Raw genomic sequence first — 21,482 nt, forward strand, 5'->3', positions numbered from 1 at the left:
TTACATTTATCAAACCAACACCTCTAATAATCACAGCGGTAATTGAACCAACAACAGTACATGCAGAAAATGTGAAATTAGATTTCACTATAGATGATCCCAATGATTTGTCAGTGAATTATAAAATATTTATAAATGATATGCAGAAGGAACCGTCCAATGGGTTTACTGATCCAGTAAGACCTCCATTTCGTGTATCTTTTATTATCAGTAACTTAGATTTAATTACAGGAAATAACATCATTACCGTAGTGGCAAGTAACACGGAAGGAGTAGAAACTACTAAGAAATTTGAAGTAGTTAAACAGAACAGCAGCCCATTAATTACTGATGGAGTTATTGAAGGTAGCTATCTAAGGGCTAAGATAACTGATGAGGACAACGACAAGATCAGGTACAGAATAGTAGTTAATGAACTACAGTTATTTCCGCACAGAGGGTTTAGCAAACTAATCCAAACACCAGTCAGTATTGAATATGGAATTCCTAAAAACCTTATAAAACTAAATCAGTCAAATACAGTATTGATAGAGGCACTGGATTCAGTTGGTACTTTAAGCTTGAAAGAATTTACCGCCACTATGGGCTATACCGGAATGATGTTTACAACAAGAGATGGAGAATTTTATTCCACTGATTTAGGTGAGGTACTGAAGTATCTGGATATGGGGAGGGTGCTGGCAGGAAGCGAACCTGTAATCTATGAGGTGTTTTTGAAGAACACAACAGGAATACCAATGAAGAAACCTAAGTTATGGGTAGATCAAAAGGACTTGAACCCTGTATCAGAAAAAATAGAGTTGAGCAAAACAAAAGAACCATTTGAACCTACTGAAAAAATTAACTTTGGGCAAGATTATGAGATGGCACATAATCAGTCAGTGCCTTTCTACGTTAGAGTGAAGACTACAGAGGACGCGGTTGGTGGAGGGAAATTTGATATATGGGTATCAGCAGATCCACTATAAGGGAGGCTTAGAATTTGGCTAACGGTTATTTTACAATTTACGTGGCTCAGAACGATACAAATGTAACTGTCTTAGGGGATAATCGCTATGGACAACTAGCGATGGGAGTCAATGCAGGTACCAACAATTCTAACACATCTCCAACCCGTATAGTCAATAATACCTTGCTAAACATAGTAAAAGTAGTGTCGGGTGGGAGCCATTCTTTGTTTCTGACTGCGGATGGTAAGTTATATTCAGCAGGACTTAACTATGTTGGTCAATTAGGTGTCCCCGATAACTTTGGGACCAGTAACTATAACTACTACCCTAAATTTGTGATGGACGATGTGGTAGAAATAGAAGCAGGGTCTGTTACTTCATTTGTAATCAAAAGTAATGGAGATCTATATGGTTTTGGGTATGGCAGTCTGCTTGGAATAGGTGCGACTGAACATACATATACACCTAAGAAGTTGGCAGAAGGGGTAAAAGCGGTATCGGCAACTAATAACAATACCATGTTAATAAAGGGAAATGGAGATTTATACGGTTGCGGAAGCAATGTTTATGGGAACCTAGCATTAGGTCACTCAAAGGAGATTTTAACTTGGACTCTAATAACTACTGAAGTCAAGCAAGCAAGTCTCTCTGTTTCCAATTCATACATTGTAAAAAAGAACGGTAAGGCTTATGCTTGTGGACTCAATACCAAAGGTCAAATGGGCAACACTGATGGTGTAGGTAGTACCAATATAAAATTTGAAAGATTTGTATATGTTACTGACAACGTTATGAGTGTATTTACAGTTGGCAGTACTGGATATTTTCACAAGAATGACTTTAAACTATTGGGATGCGGAGACTCTTATTTTGGGCAATTAGGTGGAGGCAGAACCAACGACATATACTCTTCATTAGTTGAGGTCGGTGAAGCTAAATTAGTAGGAGGGGGAGAGAGTCACTTACTTATAAAATCTGATTCTGATGGTTCATTGTATGGGGTAGGTTATAGCAAATATGGGGCGTTAACTACAATTAATTCAGTCAATCCGAATTTCATTAATGTAACAAAAAACGTTGACACTAAAGTCAAAACGATAATAAACTGTGTCTCGAAATTAATAGATTTTTCTGAAATAACTATGAGTAATCAGCTAAGAAAAGGACCGTTTAAATTAGCTGCTAAAGTCGACCATCTTGAAGGTCTTAAAATGCAGTATAAGGTGTTGCTCAATGGCGTCCAGAAATATCCCGAGACGGGGTGGACATCATTAGAAAACAACCCATTAAGTATAAAGGAGACTATGCCTGCTTCCTATTTTAATCAAGGTGAGAATATGGTTACCCTAGTCGTTAGAGACTCTGAAGGCTATGCTGTATTGCACCCAGAAAATGTAACTCTAGTAAATGAGAATCCAGAAGTAATTAATCCTCAACTATCTGCTATAGAGATTCATGCTGAAGAGGTTGCATTTAACGCTACAATAATAGATGCAGATGGTGATAAGGTTAGGTATAAAGTATCTTTGAATGGTGAACAAATTCCTCCATATAGTGGGTTTAGTCAATTTATTAAATCACCAACCAATTTATCAGTAACATTTAACAATTCCATTCTTGTTATAGGAAAAAATACGATTAGAGTAGATGTTGAGGATGAAGTTGGAGGAATAGGTACTTATACTACAGAAGTAACTAAATTAAACAATAATCCAGTTATTACAGGTACAATAAAAGGCTCCTGCCTATCTGCAAAGATAACAGATGAAGACGGAGACCGAATAAGATATAAAATGACTTTGAACAACAAGCAAGTACTTCCAGTTAATGGCTACACAAAACTAATGAACACACCTGTAGTTCTAAATCAATCATTCCACAGAACTCTAATAAATGTTGGAGATGAGAATGTACTAAAAATAGAGGCTATGGACGAGGTTGGTGGAACATTCTCAAAAGACATCAGATTTACAGGAATTCATTCTGGTCTACTATTCTGTGATGCCGAAGAGACATTGTATACAACAGAGATAGGCGAACTACTGAAGTTCCTTGACTTTGGAGATGTAATATCAGGACAAACAACGCCAGCAGAAAGAGTGTGGGTAAAGAATACATTAGGATTTCCAGTAAATGATTTAACTATAACCGTAAATCAAGGAGACTTAGATGGAGTCACTACTAAAGTAGAAATAAGTAGATTTGACTCACCTTTTGTTAGTGAGAATAGTTTAGTATTTTCAGGACTCACGGAACATGACGAAAAAGTTAACTTCTATGTAAGAGTAGATACGGCAAAAAAATCTAACTCTAGCGGAGTATTTGACATTATAGTTGAAGCCGACCCAGTGATCGAATAGTAGCTAACTCCCCTATAATATATAGGGGATATTTTTTTGGAAATCTAAGAATGGGGGGTGGGAATTTTGCCAAATAGCACAGAAGACACAGACTACAGTCAAAGTCATCTAGGGTCGGTAATCAAAATTAGTAGTGCTTTAAAAATGAGTGTCAAGGTAGACATAATAGGTGAAAAATCTAGCTATATTGTTAGTAGTATATTTGTTACTGCATCTGGAACCAATACACTATTATCGGCAATCAGTATATCAGAAGAGAATTTTCTTTTTGGTAAGGTAGAAGTAGCTGGAGTATTTATTTACGATGTAAACGGAACACTTTATGTAGGTTCACCTAGAGACACGCTTAATGCTGCGATAGCAATCAGAAACAAGAATAAAATGCAATCAGAAATAGATATCGTCGGAGCAAAAAATTCCGAAATAGATGGTGGAATTTTCGTTTCAGTCCCTAGTGACATTTATTCCAGCATAGGCATAATCAACAAGAATAAAATGACCTCTGAAATAGCTATTAATGGGGTATATCGTAGTAACCTGCAAGGTAGCCTGACAATCCCTGCTACCAACAATATAGAGTCCTCAATACTAGTTCGTTGTGGAAATAAAATGTTCGGTACTTCAAAAGTTATACCGACAGACGACAGTGATTTAGAAGGCACTATCGGGATAATTCTGAATCGAGAAATCCCTGCTACCGTTCTAATCAAAAGAAGTAACAAACTGTACGGAATCATGGATATAACTGAGCAACCTAACCAAAGCACTGAATTAACCCCAGTACGTGATGCTTTCCTTAGCGAAAAGGTTCCTTTACTAAACTATGGCGGGGAGCAAACCCTAGTTGTAGGTTTAGGTACCGCAAGATACAGAACAATTCTAGGTTTTAATTCATCCGCTATACCAGAAGACCATGAGGTTGAGTCTGCAGTCCTTAGATTGTACATCACAGAGGGAAGAGAACCGAACAGAAAACTTGGACTCTATGCTACATCCAATGACTGGACAGAGTACGGCGTCACGTGGATTAACCAACCAGATAAACGAGAGCTCATTACGGACGTTCACGCTATTCATGCAGGTAGTATTACTTTTGATATAACAGAATGGCTTAAGCAACAGAGAAAGTCAAGTAAGACAAATTATAGCTTTTACGTCGTAGCAGAAAATGAGACTGAGCAAATATATTACTCGTTCTTCTCCAGAGAATCAAATCAAAAACCAGCATTAAAAATACTGCACCATTCTCTGACAATACCTAGCACGTCTAGAGCAAACATTGACGGTAGCATTGAAGTAAATAGTCTTCTTACACCAAAGGATATACCTTCTACGATCAAAGTACTTCCTCCACTGGATACATTGTCTACAGAAGAAGCAGGAATATCCTTACATGCTTGGGATACGAATGCAGAAGATGGAGACAAGGTTAATGTATACTTGCAGACGCCTAACGGTAACGGTAGACTCATCAAACAGAACTGGAGCCTTAAATCTTCTGGAAATTCTACTAACTCTGACTTCCTAGATATTGAGCTAGATGAGGGACTAAACGTTATCATTTATGAGGGCGTATCTCCAGGAACTTCAGGTGATTTGACAAGTAACATAAAACTACTGACATACGGAACCAGAGATAAAGCTGGTAGTTTCCCTAATATGCTTTCCATAAATAAGCAAGGTAAGTGGGAATCTCTCAAATCAAATGAGTTTCAAGCAACGATTAAACGTGCTGCTCAGGCTCTAGATGGTCTGGAGTACATAGATCCTAAGCCAGTTATCACTTGGAGAGTAATCAGAAGACCGATATCAGACATAGGCGGTAGTGTTTTAGTAGAGAGAAGAAAGTTCTTAGAATCAAGAATCATTGTAAGCCGTCCAAATTTGGCAGGTGATGTCCATGTAAGACAAAGCACAGACAATGACCTTCATTCATCATTGGTGGCTTCACAGAGAGATTTTGATGACTTTGGCGGGTCTATCCTTATAGGTCAGCCTAACCTACCTTCCTCCATTAGAGTAAAAGGCCGTTCTGATATTGATGGGGGTATTAAGGTAACGTATCCAATAACCTATGAGGTACCTTCTAGTCTGTTTGTTTCAAAAGGAGTAATTGTATCCTCTATTTTCGTAACCATTGCAGGTAAGTCGGACATGGCTTCGACACTTCGTACACAAAGACCAATCATCAAAAAAGATGTTCCGGCTAAGTTGTTCGTTAACAGGAAGTCGTTGCCTTCAAGAGTAACAATCAGGGCTGTCGGTAATGATGATAGCAGGGGTAGTATTTCAATCCTGTCTTCGATACAAAAAGAAGATCTTCCTGTAATACTTAGCGTAACAAGGAACAATGTCAAGTCCAGCTTGGAAGTACTTTCTCACGACGATGTAAACTCTTTCCTTATTGTCAGACCGTACCACCACTCCATTTTAGATAGTAGTTTGGGAGTATCTAGAGGTAACCTGCCGTCTACAATTGATGTGTTTCAGCCACGTACACGAGTAAGCAATTCCATTAAAAGTACGATTGACGTTTGGCACAAGGACACAATAGAAAGTTCTCTCAGAGTAGTGTCTGGAAATTTGGCTGGCCAAATAGGTGTAATGGGATACGGTGACCACGAGATACCAAGTAATCTGACAGTACGTATAAGATTCAAGGACGATATTGAGACCGTAATTGATGTAGCCACAGTAAGGAGCTACTTGAAATCCAAACTAGCCGTTGCCAAGCAGAACGAGATGCTAGGCAGAGTGGATAACATTGTACGAATGGGTAAAGGAGACTTACCGTCCACCTTGCACCCTACAATTTGTAATACAGTCGCTTCTACACTAGGTGTAAGAAATAGAAACCACATGGAAGGTAACGTAGTTATTGGTTTCTTGAGGGAAAGTGACCTACTTTCTACTTTAGATATAGCTCCGACATCGACCATTCCATGTAATATAGTAGTGAGAAGAGATGGCAGTTCGGATAAGGCTTCTAAGATTATTATTCGCTCAAAGAAAAACCATGACCTACCTTCCAGCATTAGTGTATTTTCTGCAAGCGAAGTTCCTTCCAGCATTAGTGTCAAGAAGACAGTAAACAACAACCTACTGTCCTCAATTGATGTGAAGAGGCACACTAGCTTACCTTGTTCTATTCTAATAAAGGCTAAAGCAACTAAGAACTTATCTGCAATGATTATCATTAAGCAGGTAGGCAATAGAGACCTAATCTCTCTACTCAATGTTGTTATTAGAGCTAATGATGAAATTGGCGGCTCCATCCTAGTCGGTAAGGCAAGTAACATAGAGGCAACTATTGCTGTTAAACGTACAGACAGTAGTGACTTACCTGCGAAGGTTGAAGTATGGCACTCCAGTAAAATACCTTGTGAGATAGAAGTAAACGTTAAAAATGAAGTACCTTGTTCTATAGACATAGTAACAGACTACGGATATTACTATATAATGTAAAGAAAAGTCCCTACTTTTTGGTGAGGGCACTGAAAAAGTCCACTTAACAAAAAAAAGGTATAATCCCTCATTTTTCGAGGTGATTGTACCTTTTTTCTGTATAATAAAAGTATCAATTTATGTGGGTGGGTACGATGATTCAAAAACAACAATCAATGATCCTCAGTCCATTTATAGCTATATATGATGTAGTCGTTCCGAAGGATAATTTGTTACGAAAAATCAACGAACTTATGGACTTCTCTTTTGTGTATGACGAGCTTAAGGATAAATACTGCCTAGATAATGGTCGTAAAGCTATTGATCCTATTCGTATGTTTAAATATTTATTGTTGAAGTCTATTTATGATTTGTCTGATGTAGATTTGGTTGAACGTTCGAAATATGACATGTCATTTAAGTATTTTCTCCATATGGTACCAGAGGAGAAAGTGATAGAAGCGAGTTCTTTAACCAAATTTCGAAAGCTACGTTTAAAAGACATTAACCTTCTAGATATGCTTATTAATAAAACAGTTCAAATCGCTATTGAAAAGGGGATTATCAAAAGTAAAGCTATTATTGTTGATGCTACTCATACGAAAGCTCGCTATAATCAAAAATCTCCGAAGGAGATCCTCACGGATCGATCAAAGAAATTAAGAAAAGCCGTCTACACAATAGATGAAAATATGAAGCAGAAGTTCCCTGCTAAAACAACATCCAATGTATTAGAGGATGAAATAGACTACTGTCAAAAGCTCATTGACGTAATCGAAAAAGAAGGCAATATCTCCGAGTATCCAAAAGTAAAAGAACAGTTAAATCTACTGAAAGAAACTGTCACTGATGACCTCGAACAGTTGCAAATCTCAGAAGATCCTGATGCAAAACTTGGTCATAAAAGTGCAGATTTCTCGTTTTTTGGCTACAAAACACACTTGGCAATGAGTGAAGAAAGGATAATCACAGCCGCAACAATTACTTCTGGAGAAAAAAGTGATGGAAAGCAATTACAAACGTTGATTGAGAAAAGTATAGAAGCTGGCATGGAGATTGAAACAGTTATCGGTGATACAGCTTATTCGGAAAAAGATAATATTATTTACAGTAAAAAGAATGAAATCAAACTAGTTTCTAAATTAAACCCTCTCGTTACGCAAGGGAATCGTAAAAAGGAAGATGAATTTGAATTTAATAAGGATGCCGGGATGTATGTGTGTAAAGCAGGACATATGGCAGTCCGTAAAGCTCGACAAGGGAAAAAAGGTGTAGGGAAAAATCAAACGGATACGTATTACTTTGATATTGAGAAATGCAAGCAATGTCCATTGAAAGAGGATTGTTATAAAGACGGAGCAAAAAGCAAAAGTTACTCAGTGAGTATTAAATCCAGTGAACATACTGAACAGGCAAAATTCCAAGAGAGTGAGTACTTTAAAGAAAAATCAAAGGAAAGATATAAAATTGAAGCGAAAAACAGTGAGCTAAAACACAGACACGGGTATGATGTGGCATCATCTTCGGGTCTTATTGGCATGGAGTTACAAGGGGCAATGGCTATATTCACTGTAAACTTAAAAAGAATATTGAAATTAATGGATTAAAAACAAAATAATAAACCGATGAAAATGGTAAAAAGACGACTCTTGCATTCAAGAAATGAATTTGAGCCGTCTTTTTTTTGATGAAGCTATATAATTCCTTCGGAAAATCGTAAGATTTTCAGTGCCCTCCTTTTTGGTAGGGGCTATTTTTATTGTCAATCTTACTTCTTAAAGTTACATGGTAACTTTGATAAACCAATTAAAGCGACTAGCCCCAACTCAAGCATCATAAGGCATTTTTGAATTTGAAGTCCAATAAATTCCGAACGAATCAAATGTTGTAAAAATTATGAAAATTATATAATTAGTTATGAATATTCTATATTTCGACACAATTTAGCAAAAAATAGGTATTAGGTAATATTACCAGTTTTGGATTTTTTGACGATACTATTAAATGGAAATATTATTCCAATTCCAACTAGATAAGGAGTCGATCAGAAGTTATGAATTATAAGTGGCTAAGTATGATGACGGCAAGTGCAGTATTACTCTCTAATGGGGCAGTATGGCAACCTACACCTGCCAATGCAGCAACAAACACAGTAAACAAATCAGTATTTTCGCTAAGTAAACAACCGCCTTTGCCTCAGTTCAAGACAGGTGCAGGTGTCCTTGGAGCCGAGGTAACTCCACTAGGAGATGAGGAGCTCCGTACTGAAACCTTTTCCCAACTAGAGGAAAAGAGCAAACGAGTCAAACGGCAAGCTCTACAACAAAATAGTACAGAACAACAGACGTACAGCATGTCTCACTTGAATAGACTTAGCAATGCAGAGTTAGTAGATGTTCTGCGTCGGGTGGAGTGGAAGGAAATTCCTGAATTATTCAAGTTTAACCCTGATACGGTTGAGTTTTACGCAGACCGTGAGCGGGTACAGGCCATTATAAATGCGCTCCAAGATAGCGGTAGCTCCTTTACAGATCATGATGCTCGTGGAATTTCGACATTTGTCGAAGTATTACGTTCTGGTTATTACCTTGGATACTACCACGATGAATTAAAGTACCTCGACCAGCCAGAGTATAAAGAAAAGGTACTGCCAGCTGTAAAAGCCATTATGGCAAACAAGTATTTTGCATGGGGAAGCAAGACACAACAGGAAGTAATCGGTGCTACGGGGAAACTGATTTCAAACACAACGGTAGATGTTGAAACGATTGATCGTATGACTGGAGTAGTCTCAGATTTTGTTGACCATTTTGACCAGTATGGAAAAGATCGAGACATGAGCAATTCGTTCTACTCTGTAATCCAAGGGATCGGGTACGTACTCATGTGGCAGGTGCGCGAACCAGAGGAGCAAAAAGAGTTCAAGGGTACGATTGATGAATACCTGGAACAGCTTTTCCGTATAGCGCACGAAGACAAAGCGTCCAGTGATCTTTCGTGGTTAGTAAGCAATGGTTTGTATTATACGGGTTCTTTAGGGCATTACCACAGCAACCCAGAGAAAGGCAATCAAATTCTCACTGATGCAATGAATTTGCATCCGAAGCTGAGTGAACTGTATTTTGTGGCAGCAGAGCAAATTTCTTATCAATATGACGGCAAAAACTACCACGGTGAGCAAATCGATTTGAAACGACTGAAAGAAGAGGGAAAACAGCAATACCTACCTAATCGGTATGAGTTTGATGGAGGCAACTTTGTCTTCCGTACAGGGGATCAACTGACTGAGGAACAACTACAACGCCTCTATTGGGCAGCTAAAGAGGTAAAAGCTCAGTTCCATCGTGTCGTAGGTAATGACCAAGAGCTGGAAAAAGGCAATCCTGATGATGTGTTAACTGTGGTCATTTACAATAATCCTGACGAATACCGAATGAATAAATCCTTATACGGTTACGAAACAGAAAATGGTGGGATTTACATTGAGGGAGATGGAACGTTCTTTACCTATGACAGAACCCCTGAGCAAAGCATTTATTCACTAGAAGAATTGTTCCGTCATGAGTTCACCCATTATCTACAAGCTCGATACGTGGTTCCAGGTATGTTCGGTCGAGGAGAGATGTATCAAAATGGACGATTGCCTTGGTTTGAAGAAGGTGGGGCAGAGTTTTTTGCCGGCGCTACCAGAACAGATGGCATTCATCCACGTAAATCTGTCGTTGGGAATATGAGATATGATGATCCATCTAGTCGTATGTCTGTGTCCGATACCTTACACGCTCAGTATGGCTCGTGGAATTTTTACAACTATGGATTCGCTATGCAGTATCATCTATTCCAAAACGATTTTCCAATGTTGGATAATATTCATAACGCTATTATGAAAAATGATGTAGCTCAATTTGATCGATATATCGAGCAGCTGAGTAAGGACAAGGTGGTAAATGACGACTATCAACAAACCATTGATGAACTGGTACAGAATTATGAAAATTGGGATGTACCACTTGTGTCAGATGATTACCTAAAGGTATTGGAACCGAAGCAGAAAGAAGATATTTATGCAGAAATTTCTGAAGCTACAGGTTTGCGTGACGTAGAGACTGTAGAGCATGAATCTGAATTTTTTACTACCTTTACCTTACACGGGACCTATGTCGGTGACAGGTCAGCAGGGGAAGAGCAAGATTGGAAAAAAATGAATCAGGTAACAGATGACTTCTTGAAGGAATTAGGTAAAAAATCTTGGAATGGATATCGGACTGTAACCGCTTATTTTGTAAATTATAAGGTAACGAAGGATGGAAGATTCTCCTATGATGTAGTGTTCCACGGCAAATTACCAGAAGGTAGCCATAGTGGGAACCTAGCGCCTGTCGTAGAAATGAATGGTCCGTATACGGGAATCGCGCGTGAATCAGTTCCGTTTAGTAGCAAAGGAACTCACGATAAAGACGGGAAGATTATGTCTTACCAATGGGATTTTGGCGATGGACAGACAAGCCAAGAAGAGAATCCAACTCACGTGTATGCTGAAGCTGGAACCTACGAGGTGAGCTTGCAGGTAACCGATGATTCAGGACAAAAAGTGACGAAAAAGACCACAGTAACTATTAGCCAAAAGGATAGCAAGCCGTCCGATAACGCTAATGATTCCTTTAAAAATGCTAGCAAGCTAGAAGCATTTGGTAAGCAATTAAAGGATGAGTTACGTCAAGGAGATCAAGCTGATGTATTCTATTTTGATGTAAAAAAACCAGGAAAAATAGATGTATCAGTAGAAGTGAAGGATGGAAAAGGAGTTGCATGGCTATTATTCCACGAGGATGATCTGAAAAATTACATTGCCTATCCAAATCAGGGCGAAGACGATCGTTTGATGGCGACCCATGAGGCAAAAGCAGGTCGATATTATCTTTATGTGTATCCAACAACGGAAGAGTCTGTTTCCTACAAGTATCAAGTAGATCTGGCTGGCAGCAAGGATTTTACAGAGAGTGAACCAAACGATCGATTTGAGGATGCAAATGGTCCGTTTCCACTAGGTGAACCTGTTAAAGGAATACTAGATGAGGACGATAATGCAGATGTGTACCGTTTTGAACTGAAAAAAGAGAGTGATTTAGAAATTATTCTGAAACATGCGAAAGGAGCAGGAATTAACTGGATGCTCTACCATGAGGATGATTTGAAGAATCCAGTCTCCTATCCGGAATCTATCGATAAAGATCGGATGAGTGCTACTTATACAGCTGATCCAGGTCTCTACTATCTGTACGTCTATAAATATAAAGAGGAAGTAATGCCGTATACGTTACAGGTAAACGAATAAGACAGTAAAAGCGGTAACAGAAGTAACAGTAGTCAGGAGCAATCATACCTTTTAACGTGCACCCCTTACAGTAAGCATTGGTATAACCCTTAGGGATATCCGATGGAGAGCTGTAGGGGGTGTTTGTGTTGAAAGGATCGGAAATATTCAAGCGACATAATCCTTGAATTCAAAAGAAGTGTTGATTTTCTTAATAAGAAATTAAACGTCAATTTAGAAAATATTTTTTATTATATAATACCTTGCAACGCGATGTAATATGAATTACTATGTATTTGCAAAGGAAAGGGGTTGAACCTATGAATAAAGAGATTCTTAAAGGGAGCATTGATCTGCTCATACTTTCCTTGATTTCACAGAAAGAGTATTACGGTTATGAACTAGGAAAGAAGATCAGAGAGAAAAGTGATGAAGTATATGAAATTGGGGAAGGTACCCTATACCCAGCTTTAAAACGGCTGGAAGCTCATAAAGCGATTGAATCCTATTGGGGAGAATCTCAAGAAGGAGCTCGCCGCAAATATTACCGGATTACAAATGAGGGGCGGAAGCTACTAGAGGAGAAGATGAAGGACTGGAACGAAATTCATCGCCTCGTTACGCTTTGTTATGAAGGAGGAGAGTAACCGATGACGTTGGAGAAATATGTAGACCAAATCGTCAAAAGGCTCCCTTGTTCTAAAAAAGAAAAGCGGGATATGAGAGATGAATTACTCGATCATCTCAGGATGTTGGCAGAAGAGTATCGAGAAGAAGGACACGATACTAAACAAGCGGAACAGATGGCCATGGATCGTTTTGGTAAAGAAGAGCAGATTTCCAAGCATATCTGTGAGGCAATGCCTGTTCTGGATCAATACTGGCGTAGATGGTTCATGGGTGGCTTATGTGGATACGGTTTTATCCTTATTTATCTATTTTTTCTAAGTCCAGATCGTTGGAGAAGACAAGAATTCATTGTTGCTTGGAAAAAGAGAATGATTGAATATGGGGTACCACAGTATACGAAGGTATTTCAGAACACAAAACCATTTAGCACCATTAGCGACTACATTGTTCATTACCAGAATTATTCTGCTACGACCATCTTTCTTAACTTATTTGGAAATATCCTGGTATTTATACCATTGGGATTTTTACTACCAATCCTATTTACTCGCTTTGCTAGTGTCAACCGCGTGTTCCTATTTTCTTTTATGACAAGCTTATTAGTTGAAATCTTTCAATATTTATTTATGCTTGGCAGTTTTGACGTGGATGATATCTTGTTAAATAGCATCGGTGCTTTATGTGGATTTGGATGTTACCGCTTGAGCTTGTTTTTGGTTTATCGGTATCGCAATAGATTGTTTGATGATCAATAACAATAGAAAAGATTCGGAGTGTATTGGTATGAAAAAACAAACCTATCTCATGTTCCCGCTCTTTGCATCCTTACTAGTAACGGGTTGTGGACCAGTCGCAAGTGGAAATGTGAGTGGAACAACCCCGCAAAGCATTCAGGCCATAGCAGCCTACAAATCATTTTCATTTGATGTTGATCCAGAAACATTTGAAGTATGGGTAATCAAGGATGGAGTGAAGGAACGGGTATCTGAGCCGATAGCTAAGCAGAAAGTAACTGACCTTACGAAAACAGCAGATGCAGTCTCATGGACGTATCCAGATCAGCATGTAAAGGTTGAGCTTACAAAAGGAAAGACCGATCTACATGTTACAATCATTTCTACAGCTCAGGATGCAAATCACTTTACATGGCCTACCGTTCAAGCTGATAGCTACATGGTACCGATCGGAGAAGGGAAGTACATTCCTAGTAAAGACAACAATTGGAAAAGCTTCCTAAAGGAAAAAGAATTGAGCTTTACACAGGACTTCTCCATGAGATTCTTTGCATCAAATAAACAAAAGTACACGATTATGTATGTGGCAGATCACATGTTTAATAGCGACATCAGCTTCATGGTAGAGCCACAGATTCGTTTTTCCTTTACACACTCATTCCCACGCATTCATTCAAAGAAAGAATATGGCTTCCGAATTTTCGTCACGGACAATGATCCGGTTAGTATAGCGAGTATTTACAAAAAGCAAATCAGCGACGAGGGCGGTAATGTCACTCTAGCTGAAAAAGCAAAAAGTAATTCTAACATCGAAAAATTATACGGGGCACCACATATATATTTATGGGACAAATCATTTATCAGCGATAGTAATATTAAGTGGCCACAGCTGAAAAATACAATGAAAGCTGATACATTTGCTTGGATTAAAAATTTAGCATCAACAAAGCTTGAAATGGGTAAGGAAGCTGTTGCAGAACTGGAAAAAGTACGTAATCAAGATTATGCAGATAAATATCAAAAACGTGTCATTACTCAGATGTTTAATGAGCTATTGAAGCTACGAGAGTTTTACAATCCGACTGTATTTAAAACACTGAATGACCCAGCGAAAGCATTCGTTGCAAAGGGAGTAAATCAGTTAAAAGAGCGGGACCTTTATGAATTGAACAAGCAATTACTAAAAAGTGTATTAGGACAAGCCGCAGATGAGGTAAACAAGTGGGCAGTTGACAAGAATAGTGATCTCCTCGCTGATATGCATAAAGCGGGCATACAAAAAGCGTGGATCGGTTTACCAGATTGGTCAAGCGCCTACATAAATCCTGACATGGTAAAAGAAGCAAACGAGTTGGGCTATTTGATTGGTCCATATGATTCCTATCACTCGATTCATGAGAAGGAAGACAAAGAGTGGCGCACGGCTTATTTCGCGGATAATCAAAATCTATATAACAACGCTACGATTACCAATCAGAATGGTAAGAAAATTGGTGGATTTCTACAACGTGGTCGTAAGCTGAATCCAACTTTATCCCTACCAAGTGTTGAGCAGCGTTTAAAAGAGATTATGAGTAACGAGGTTGTGTTTAATTCTTGGTTTATCGATTGTGATGCGACGGGTGAAATTTTTGATGATTATACACCTGGACATGAAACAACTCAAGAGCAGGATGTTAAGGCTAGAATGGATCGTATGGCGTACATTCGTGATCAGCACAAGATGGTTATTGGCTCAGAAGGAGGCAATGACCTCGCAAGTAAAACAATTGCTTATGCTCACGGAATTGAGACTCCTGTCATTGCATGGGGAGATAAGGACATGAATGACAAAACGAGCAAGTATTACATTGGGGCTTATTATTCTCCTGATGGTGGAGTGGCACCGCGACAAGGAAAAGCTGTTCCGATAAAGGAATTATATAAGCATATCTATCTCGACCCAGCTTATACGTTGCCTTTCTATAAACTAGTGTACAATAATTCAGTGATTACCACTCATCATTGGGAATGGGGTAGCCTCAAGGTACAAGACGAGGCACATAATCGCATGATGTACGAAATCTTGTACAATGTACCGCCTCTGTATCATCTAGATAAGAACAAGTGGGCAGAAGACAAAGCAGTTATCACCAAGCATCTGGCTGTATGGACGCCTTTCCATGAAAAGGCGGTCACACGCGAAATGACGGACTATAAGATTTTGTCCCAAGATCGCCAAGTACAAATGACAGCATATGGAGATGATCTGAAGGTTATTGCTAACTTCTCAAAGCAAGATTTCACATATGAAGGAAAATTCGTAAAAGCTAGTTCTCTGATTATCTTAGATGCAGATAAGGAGATTGTGTATCAGTAGATGAAAATGTAAGCAAATATGTAAATTAATCCTCTATTTGAACACAAAGCGTTATAATAAGAAAAGAGAGAGCGGATATGTACCCACTATCTCATTTAGCTATTATTCGTGAGGTGACTACATCCATGTTTCAAGCAGAGGGATATACAGGCAATAAACAGGAAAATTACGAGCTTCTGTTAAAACAACTAGATGCGCTATTAGATGGAGAGCCTAATGTGCTTGCTAATCTATGTAATGCAGCTGCTCTATTAAATCAGTTCCTTACAGAGGTAAATTGGGTAGGCTTCTATCTATATGACAAGGAACAATCGGTATTAACCCTTGGTCCATTCCAAGGTCTGCCGGCTTGCACACGTATTCCAACAGGTAAAGGTGTATGTGGAACAGCAGTATCTGAGCGACGTACGATGAGAGTGGCAGATGTACAGGCATTCCCTGGACATATCGCCTGCGATGCAGCATCTCGCTCTGAAGTAGTCATTCCGATCATCAAAGGGGAAGAAATTTATGGTGTACTAGATATAGATAGCCCGATTACCGATCGTTTTGACGAGGTAGATGAGAAGTATTTAGAAGAGTTTGTAGTACGTGTAACAAAGTATCTATAAGTATGGAACAAATAAAAGAATAGAATTAACTTGCAACCAGGCGTAACCACGAATAGAAGGTCGCCTGGTTTGTTTATTAGAATGAAATAGTAATAGATCGTGTATATAAGTAAGCTCGATTCTTGACAATACCCTTACTCTTATATATATTTTAATCAGTGAAATTTATATGTAGTAAAATAAGGTGGTAAGTTACTTTGGGAGATAAGCATTCCGTTGATCAAGATATTCATTCCATCATGATAGAAATGAGTCGCGTGCAACTAAAATCAAAAACTTTTGTTGATTCAATTACAAAAGATGATACTTTATCACAAAATCATGTCATGTTGCTGATCGATTTGAAACTATCCAATAGTATGAGAATCACCGAAATATCCGAAAGATTTCTCATTACAGCAGGTGCAGCTACATCCATGTGTGACAAATTAGAAGAACAGGAATTAGTTTGTAGGATTCGTACGAAAGAGGATCGTAGAGTGGTTTTGGTTGTTCTTACAGAAAAAGGTGAAGAGAAAATAAATCATATATTTAAAGGCTTTTCCAAGGACAAATTACGTGAAATTGCAAATGTATTTAAGCAAGTGAGCGAATTATTGTCAACAATTATTGACTAAATGTAATGATAATTAGAATGCATGTAAAATGAGCTATTCCTCTTGATGGAGTAGCTCATTTTTATTATCTTTTTTATTTTGTTGACAAAAAAATATAAATATATTAAATTGTAATCGTGAATTATTTTAGTTATTAAAATATACATAAACTAAAATTTTTATCGGATGAAGGGTAATAAACTTAATCAAAAATACGGAGCATAGTAAGAACTAGTTCATTTAAGAGATGGTCAAGACGAGACTTATTATGCCCAATGTAGAAGATAGGGGAAAATATATGATGCAAAATAAGTACATTCAGTTTATTTGCAGAGGGGCTGTCGGTTTGTTTGCGATGCCTGTGCTTAGTGTATTCTCGATCGGGATGTGTATATGCTCCTTTATCTCCGTGATAGGCGGGGTGCTATACATATTGGGTATTGATATTAAGATGAGCATTTGGGGATTTGGGCAAGTTCCACAGCTTTCTAGTTTCCTCATTTCAGTAATGTTTGGCGGGTTATTGTTACTGATATCCTTTGTTAGTTGGAGATTGCTAAAAGTATCTTATCAGTATGTTAAGAGGGGTTGAAAAATATTGAATTTTTCGTGTCTTCAAAAGGACATAAAAGGGTATAATTACTATCACAGTATCTACGTAATGATTTTGCTAAAATTGAAAATTACATACTAGAATTCGAGTTGATTGTTACTATCTTTTTTAGATTTTCATCGCTTATTTACGAATCTATACATTTGAGGAGGACATGAGAAGGTGATCGTACAGTTAGGAACATTTATTACAGAAGAAGATTTACTTGAAGAGGATGAGGATGAAGATTAAATAATAGTATAGGAACCTGTAGGGTTCCTCAGGCTGTGGAGAAACCCCCACTTATTTTTTGTAATTTGAACATTTTTTTAACCTTCTAGAATCGCTTCTAAGAGAAAAGACTTCTTTTTTTCAAAAGGGAACTTTCTCGTCAATCTGTATCCTTGTTCAAACAAGGATTTTTTTGTTGTATTTGTCTATGCAGGGGAAGGCAGGAGGTCTTAGTTGATAACTTGGATGTATCGATTCCTGCGAGAGAGGGCTAAATGGCGATTGCCCTCCTTCCAGTTAACGGGGGAGGACTTTAATGCATTAAGCGTTCTTATCAAAGATACCCAAGTGCTTTTCAAAGAGTCTTGCAATACGTGTGAAAAATACACCTTATGTTCTTGTGCTAGATCGTCAAACTTCAAAAGAACTTTCCGCTTAAACGCGGTCGCTCCTTGGTGAGTAGACTTAAATTGAGGTTTTTTATGTTGTCGTTCGCTTGTCAAGCAAAGTTCCGTCGAATATCTTCCAAAAAGGTTTGGACCGCGGGAGCCAAATAACGATTTTTCATAAACGTTAAATAAACGGTCCTTTCCAATGCTGATGAATCAATTGTTTTCTGGACAATGGATGCATCCATTGGTACAGATAAATAATTTTCGGGGATAATCGTAATTCCTAGATTTTCTCTTACTAATGTCAAAGCTGTTTCAAAACGTTCAATTTCAAATTTTATTTTCGGAGTCATTTGTTCAAGTGTAAAGGCTGTTAAAATATCTTCTCTCGTTTGAAATCCTTCCGTACTAATTATGAAAGGTTCTCTTTCTAACTCTTTTAAAAGAATGGATTCCTTCTTCTGGGCCAGAGGGTGATCCCTGTGCAGCACAAGTACTAATCTTTCATCGTATAAAGGGAATGATTCGATATCCGCTTCGTCTATATACTGATTTGTAATGAGTAAATGTGTATCATACTTCCTCAATGATTCCTTCACAGCTTTTCCACTCAGCACTTCAATTAGCTTGATGTTAATGGAAGGAAAACGATCTTGATACTCACGGATCACTTTTGGAATCCAATGCTTCACTGACTCAATGATGCCAATAATGAGGTCCCCACTGCCGGTCAGCTTTACTTCTTCCATCTCTTTTTTCAACATGTTCATTTGGGAAAGGAGGAGAATCGATTTTTTATATAAAATTTTACCAGCGTCAGTCAGTTCCATTTTTCTCGTATTTCTATCAAGCAGTGGTGATCCGACCTCTTGCTCCAAATTTTTAATAGCGTTGCTTAAAGAAGGCTGTGATATATGCAGTTTTTGTGCGGCTTTGGAGTAGCTCAACTGATTGGAAATCGTCACAAAATAATGCAATTGTTTTATGTCCAAAAAATCTCCTCCTTATTTATAGCTTTAAACTATTAATTTATTTGAATTATATATTTGAAATAATAAGTTTGTCATTATATAATCAAAAACAAATCTACTTCAGAAATTTCAGAAAGGATGAACAAAGTGCCAACGAATGTTTCAGCTGATTTATGGACCGGTAGGACTGATCATACGGAAAGAAGAAGCAGTTTTCGCTACCATCAAATTGTGGAATTGATTGACTTAGATAGATTGCAGACTTCCAAGGATAACACCTGTGCAATTATCGGGTTTGAATGTGAAGAAGGAGTTAGGCGCAATCAAGGCCGATTAGGTGCAGCCAAAGCTCCGAATGCTATTAGGCAAGCACTTGCAAGTCTTCCTTGGAAACTGGAGGAAGGTAAACGTATTATCGACGTAGGGAATATTCTTTGTCAAAACGAAAAACTCGAAGATGCCCAGAAAGAATTGGGTCTGGCAGTTTCTGAAATCTTTTCAAAATCGGCGACTCCCATTATTTTAGGCGGAGGACATGAAACGCTGTATGGACATTATTTAGGTGTTCGAAAACATATAGGAAAAGATGCTACGCTTGGAATCATCAATATAGACGCTCATTTCGATTTACGCTCCTATGAAAATCAGCCTTCATCTGGGACGATGTTTAGGCAAATATTAGAAAATGACAAAAATAGCCGTTATTTTGTGCTTGGGATCCAGCGTTTCGGTAATACACAGGAATTATTTGATAAAGCGGACGAACTCGGTACCCAGTATATTTATGAAGAAGATATAACTGAAGAACGGATGGATGACATCATTTCTGCATTAAACGAATTCATAGAAAAACAAGATCATGTCATGCTCACACTTTGTACAGATGTTTTAAATGCAGCATTTGCCCCGGGAGTTAGTGCTCCATCTCCTTTTGGATTAACACCAATGGTGGCCCGAACCTTGATTCGCAGAGTTGCAGCTCATAAGAAAACGCTTTCTTTCGATATTTGTGAAGTGAATCCTGTCTTAGATGAAAACGGAAGAACAGTAAAATTAGGTGCTTATTTGACGAATGAAGCTATCATGAGATTTTTAGGGGGAAACAACTATGACTTTAGCACTTAATCAAGTAAATACGATATTTCTCGCGGTAGCACTACTAGTATTAGGAACATTCCTAGTAAAAAAAGCGGGATTTCTGCAAAAGTTTTGTATTCCGGCACCAGTTGTTGGAGGGCTATTATTTGCAATCATTGTGACGACCCTGAAAGCGACGGGACTTTTGGAAATTACATTGGATACTTCACTTCAAAGCCTGTTCATGCTCACGTTCTTCACAACTGTAGGGTTGGGAGCAAGCTTTAAACTCATCAAATTAGGTGGTAAGCTGCTCGTCATTTACTGGCTTGCTTGCGGATTCTTGGCTTTAGCACAAAACGTGATTGGTATCTCCTTGGCTTCGTTGTTCGGCATTCATCCACTAATTGGGATGATGGTAGGGTCAGTTTCCATGGAAGGTGGACATGGTGCGGCAGGCGCATTTGGACAAACCCTTGAAGATATGGGAATTCAATCAGCGTTGGCTATTGGGATCTCGGCAGCTACCTTTGGCCTCGTAGCCGGGGGCTTAGTTGGCGGACCGACTGTAAAATATTTAATTTCAAAATACGATCTAAAGCCGACTGAAACAGAAGATGAGGTAGAGAATGTTGAAGAAAAAGTACAACCGATTACGACAAATACCTTCTTCATCCAAGTACTGCTCATTACATTCTGTATGGCATTAGGAACGTATTTAGGAGAGCTGTTCTCATCAGCAACCGGCTTTGTTCTACCTAATTATGTAGGAGCTATGTTTGTGGCGGTCATCGTCCGTAACATCGTAGATAAACTTAATCCGAATGCAATTGACATGAAGAGCATCAACCTGATTAGTGACGTGACACTCGGAATCTTCCTGTCCATGGCACTTATGAGCATAAAATTATGGGAAGTAGCTGATCTTGCGCTTCCAATGCTATTGATCGTGTTTGTACAAGTTGTATTTATCATCCTGTTTGGTATTTTCATTTTGTTCCGGTTGCTTGGCAAAGACTATGACGCCGCAGTAATGGTCGCAGGTTTTACAGGACATGGCCTTGGCGCTACACCAAATGCAATGGCGAATATGGCTACAGTGACTGGGCGTTTTGGGCCCTCACGAAAAGCTTACCTAGTCGTTCCCGTTGTAGGTGCCTTTCTCATTGATGTGTTCGGCATGCCGATCATTATTACAACGATAAATTTATTTAAATAAGA

14 protein-coding genes are annotated in these 21,482 nt (G+C 38.4%); 13 read left to right on the forward strand and 1 reads right to left on the reverse strand.

The features are described from left to right. Positions 1 to 71 precede the first annotated feature (71 nt). The 11 genes from EEL30_18105 (at position 72) to EEL30_18155 (ending at position 17,590) form a co-directional block, all read left to right on the forward strand. Positions 72 to 968 (forward strand): hypothetical protein, encoded by an 897-nt coding sequence (locus tag EEL30_18105; GenBank protein QDX94036.1) that lies wholly within the window; start codon positions 72 to 74, stop codon positions 966 to 968. Positions 969 to 982: 14 nt separating this feature from the next. Then, complete coding sequence (locus tag EEL30_18110) at positions 983 to 3,310, forward strand: hypothetical protein (protein QDX94037.1); 2,328 nt, start codon at positions 983 to 985, stop codon at positions 3,308 to 3,310. A 66-nt stretch (positions 3,311 to 3,376) separates the two neighbouring features. After that, the gene (locus EEL30_18115) at positions 3,377 to 6,775 is read left to right on the forward strand and encodes a DNRLRE domain-containing protein (GenBank protein ID QDX94038.1); all 3,399 of its coding nucleotides are present in this window, start codon (positions 3,377 to 3,379) and stop codon (positions 6,773 to 6,775) included. A gap of 134 nt (positions 6,776 to 6,909) precedes the next feature. Further along, a complete protein-coding gene (locus EEL30_18120) occupies positions 6,910 to 8,361 on the forward strand; it encodes an IS1182 family transposase (GenBank protein QDX94039.1) in 1,452 nt (483 codons plus the stop codon). Positions 8,362 to 8,807: 446 nt separating this feature from the next. Next, positions 8,808 to 12,089 (forward strand): PKD domain-containing protein, encoded by a 3,282-nt coding sequence (locus tag EEL30_18125; GenBank protein ID QDX94040.1) that lies wholly within the window; start codon positions 8,808 to 8,810, stop codon positions 12,087 to 12,089. A 299-nt stretch (positions 12,090 to 12,388) separates the two neighbouring features. Next, positions 12,389 to 12,715 (forward strand): PadR family transcriptional regulator, encoded by a 327-nt coding sequence (locus EEL30_18130; protein ID QDX94041.1) that lies wholly within the window; start codon positions 12,389 to 12,391, stop codon positions 12,713 to 12,715. A gap of 3 nt (positions 12,716 to 12,718) precedes the next feature. After that, positions 12,719 to 13,453 (forward strand): VanZ family protein, encoded by a 735-nt coding sequence (locus EEL30_18135; protein QDX94042.1) that lies wholly within the window; start codon positions 12,719 to 12,721, stop codon positions 13,451 to 13,453. A gap of 28 nt (positions 13,454 to 13,481) precedes the next feature. After that, positions 13,482 to 15,791 carry a hypothetical protein gene (locus EEL30_18140; GenBank protein QDX94043.1) on the forward strand — a complete coding sequence of 770 codons (2,310 nt, stop codon included), beginning with the start codon at positions 13,482 to 13,484 and terminating at the stop codon, positions 15,789 to 15,791. 125 nt (positions 15,792 to 15,916) lie between these two features. Beyond that, the gene (locus EEL30_18145; GenBank protein QDX95816.1) at positions 15,917 to 16,402 is read left to right on the forward strand and encodes a GAF domain-containing protein; all 486 of its coding nucleotides are present in this window, start codon (positions 15,917 to 15,919) and stop codon (positions 16,400 to 16,402) included. A gap of 197 nt (positions 16,403 to 16,599) precedes the next feature. Then, on the forward strand, positions 16,600 to 17,019 hold the full coding sequence (locus tag EEL30_18150) for a MarR family transcriptional regulator (GenBank protein QDX94044.1): 420 nt from the start codon (positions 16,600 to 16,602) through the stop codon (positions 17,017 to 17,019). Between the two features lie 280 nt (positions 17,020 to 17,299). After that, entirely contained in the window at positions 17,300 to 17,590 is a 291-nt protein-coding gene (locus EEL30_18155; GenBank protein ID QDX95817.1) for a hypothetical protein, read from the forward strand. Between the two features lie 730 nt (positions 17,591 to 18,320). Here EEL30_18155 and EEL30_18160 read toward each other — a convergent pair. Further along, positions 18,321 to 19,205, reverse strand: a complete 885-nt coding sequence (locus EEL30_18160; GenBank protein QDX94045.1) for a LysR family transcriptional regulator — start codon at positions 19,203 to 19,205, stop codon at positions 18,321 to 18,323. Between the two features lie 117 nt (positions 19,206 to 19,322). Here EEL30_18160 and hutG point away from each other — a divergent pair, with 117 nt between their 5' ends. Next, positions 19,323 to 20,309 carry a formimidoylglutamase gene (gene hutG / locus EEL30_18165; protein ID QDX94046.1) on the forward strand — a complete coding sequence of 329 codons (987 nt, stop codon included), beginning with the start codon at positions 19,323 to 19,325 and terminating at the stop codon, positions 20,307 to 20,309. Beyond that, complete coding sequence (gene gltS, locus EEL30_18170; protein QDX94047.1) at positions 20,293 to 21,480, forward strand: sodium/glutamate symporter; 1,188 nt, start codon at positions 20,293 to 20,295, stop codon at positions 21,478 to 21,480. Before hutG ends, gltS begins: the two co-directional genes overlap by 17 nt. The last annotated feature ends 2 nt before the right edge of the window (positions 21,481 to 21,482 follow it).

Source organism: Brevibacillus laterosporus, from assembly GCA_007833815.1.
Taxonomy (GTDB): Bacteria; Bacillota; Bacilli; order Brevibacillales; family Brevibacillaceae; genus Brevibacillus_B; species Brevibacillus_B laterosporus_D.

Bases quoted from the DNA above. Each gene is read 5' to 3' on its own strand.
- EEL30_18120 (QDX94039.1), top strand. From the start codon at position 6,910: ATGATTCAAAAACAACAATCAATGATCCTCAGTCCATTTATAGCTATA.
- EEL30_18125 (QDX94040.1), top strand. From the start codon at position 8,808: ATGAATTATAAGTGGCTAAGTATGATGACGGCAAGTGCAGTATTACTC.
- EEL30_18130 (QDX94041.1), top strand. From the start codon at position 12,389: ATGAATAAAGAGATTCTTAAAGGGAGCATTGATCTGCTCATACTTTCC.
- EEL30_18135 (QDX94042.1), top strand. From the start codon at position 12,719: ATGACGTTGGAGAAATATGTAGACCAAATCGTCAAAAGGCTCCCTTGT.
- EEL30_18140 (QDX94043.1), top strand. From the start codon at position 13,482: ATGAAAAAACAAACCTATCTCATGTTCCCGCTCTTTGCATCCTTACTA.
- EEL30_18145 (QDX95816.1), top strand. From the start codon at position 15,917: ATGTTTCAAGCAGAGGGATATACAGGCAATAAACAGGAAAATTACGAG.
- EEL30_18155 (QDX95817.1), top strand. From the start codon at position 17,300: ATGCAAAATAAGTACATTCAGTTTATTTGCAGAGGGGCTGTCGGTTTG.
- hutG (QDX94046.1), top strand. From the start codon at position 19,323: ATGAACAAAGTGCCAACGAATGTTTCAGCTGATTTATGGACCGGTAGG.
- gltS (QDX94047.1), top strand. From the start codon at position 20,293: ATGACTTTAGCACTTAATCAAGTAAATACGATATTTCTCGCGGTAGCA.